Here is a 2,153-nt window from a genome sequence, read left to right as displayed (position 1 = left end):
GAGCGGGGTATGCATCGGGGGATCTCCCTCGACGACGCCCGAGCACGTGTAGCTCTCCCCTCCCTCCCGCCGTGCGTCGATCGCGTCCTCGACCGCCTCGAGTGCGGTGTCGCTCGCGTCGGTCGGGATGAGGGTGGTGTGATACATGCGGGTCGACGTACGGACGGCGACCCGAAAAAACGTGGCGTCGGTCCGAGAGAGTTCCGCCGCGGACCGCCGTCAGGCGTACTTCGCGACGACGTTGAGGACCTCGTCGAGTTCGTCGCCGTCGAGGGAGTACCGCTCCTGGGCGAACACCGAACGGAGCTCGGTGCGGTCCTCGGGCAGGAGGTCGGCGATCTTCACCGCGGTCGGCACGTCGATCTGCTCGAGCTCCGCGAGTTCCTCGACGAGTTCCCGTGACTCCTCGGCGTCGAGCGTCGCGAAGCGGTTGACGTGCTCGATCGCCCGGGCGAGCTCGTACCGGAGGTCGCGCTCCTCGTCGGCCGCGCGCTCCGCCTCGATCTCCACGAGGATGTCCTTCGCCTCCGCGGTGGTGACGTACTCCTCATCGAGCTTCTCTTTGAATATCGTCATCGCGGGGTCAGTTCTGCTGGGCGCTCATGTGGGCGGCGGAGACGACGAGCGTCTTCGTCTTCCCGCCGTCCGGGATCTCGACCGTGTACGCGGCGCCCTGCTTGCCGGTCACGGTCCCGGTACGGCCGTCGAACCGGGGGTGGAAGCGGCCCTTCTGGACGCTCGGGTCGATCTTGAGGTGGACCTGCGTTCCCTCCTCGAACTCCTGGATCGCCCGCTGCGGGGGCGAGGTCCCGCGGTCGCGCGGGTCGTTCGAGAGTTTGTTTCGAGTCGCCTTCTGGGGTCCATTGGAACTCGGCATGGTCTTGGCTCCCCTTCCGCTGCCGCCGTTATAAATCGTGCGTTACGCCCCGCCGAGCGGGGGATCGTCACACGCCGTGTTGCCTCCGGCGGTCGCGTCGACGTCCCCACGGTCACCGCTACACCTCTCGTGCCTCCTCGGCCGCTCGCGAGCGGGCACGAGTACCAGACGATCCTCCGCCTTTCGAAAGGGCTAATCCCGCGAGTTCCGTACCGATCCGTAATGAGTCACCAGCTGCCGGACGTCCAGGCGTCGGCGCCCGACGTCACCGTCGGGCTCTCACAGGTCGGTGTCACCGGCGTGGAGAAGCTCGTCAAGATCTCGCGGAACGGCGACCGGCCGATCGTCCTCATGGCGGAGTTCGAGGTGTTCGTCGACCTTCCCAGCGGCCGCAAGGGGATCGACATGTCGCGGAACCTCGCGACGATAGACGAAATTCTGGAGGAGATCACCCGCGAGGAGGCGTACCGCGTCGAGGAGGTCTGCGGCGACGCCGCCGAGCGCCTCTTAGAGAAACACGACTACACCACCACCGCGGAGGTGTCGATGACGGCCGAGCTCGTCACCCGCGAGCACACGCCCGCGTCGAACATCGAGACCCAGAGCACGGCGACGATCGTCGCCAGCGCGACCGCGACCGAGGAGGGAACCCGCGAGGAGATCGGCGCGGAGGTCACCGGCATGACGGTCTGTCCCTGCTCGCAGGGGATGAGCGAGGCGCGGGCCCGCGAGAAGCTCGCCGAGCTCGGCGTCGACGAGGAGACGACCGAGGCGTTCCTGGAGGCCGTCCCGCAGCCGGGACACTCACAGCGGGGCCACGCGACGCTGACGATCACCACGGAGGGCCACCCCGAGATCGACCTGCGGGACGTGATCGACGTCGCCCGCGATTCGATGAGCGCGCGCATCTACAACATGGCGAAACGCCCCGACGAGGACCACATGACCTACGAGGCGCACGCCGACGCGAAGTTCGTCGAGGACTGCGTCCGCGCGCTCGCCGAGGGGACCGTCGCGGAGTTCGACCACCTGCCCGACGACGCCGTGATCCGCATGAAACAGTCGAACGACGAGTCGATCCACCAGCACAACGCTCACGCCGAGCGCGAGGTCCGGATGGGCGACCTGCGCGCGGAACTCGACGCGCGGTAGCGCCGGCGCTCGTGCGGTCGCCGGTCACCCGCGTTACTCGATTTACGTTACTCGATTCACTCGACCGTCTCCGCGACCCGCCGCATCAGCTCGTCTGGCGTCTCCGCCGGCGACGAGGCCTCGT

Annotated in this window: 3 protein-coding genes; 1 reads left to right on the top strand and 2 read right to left on the bottom strand. The window is 67.9% G+C overall.

The window, feature by feature from the left end:
* Positions 1-219: 219 nt before the first annotated feature.
* Together GJ633_RS16010 and GJ633_RS16005 are read right to left on the bottom strand one after the other, a co-directional pair.
* The gene (locus tag GJ633_RS16010) at positions 220-576 is read right to left on the bottom strand and encodes an RNA polymerase Rpb4 family protein (RefSeq protein ID WP_156589569.1); all 357 of its coding nucleotides are present in this window, start codon (positions 574-576) and stop codon (positions 220-222) included.
* A 7-nt stretch (positions 577-583) separates the two neighbouring features.
* Positions 584-877, bottom strand: a complete 294-nt coding sequence (locus GJ633_RS16005) for a 50S ribosomal protein L21e (RefSeq protein ID WP_156589568.1) — start codon at positions 875-877, stop codon at positions 584-586.
* Positions 878-1,099: 222 nt separating this feature from the next.
* Between GJ633_RS16005 and mptA the strand changes: the two genes are divergently transcribed.
* Positions 1,100-2,029, top strand: a complete 930-nt coding sequence (gene mptA / locus GJ633_RS16000; protein WP_156589567.1) for a GTP cyclohydrolase MptA — start codon at positions 1,100-1,102, stop codon at positions 2,027-2,029.
* Positions 2,030-2,153 lie beyond the last annotated feature (124 nt).

Origin of the sequence: Halorubrum sp. CBA1125 (assembly GCF_009742825.1) — an archaeon.
Classification (GTDB): Archaea; Halobacteriota; Halobacteria; order Halobacteriales; family Haloferacaceae; genus Halorubrum.
Note: the sequence above shows the minus strand (reverse complement) of the source record. Positions and strands in the feature narration are given on the sequence as shown.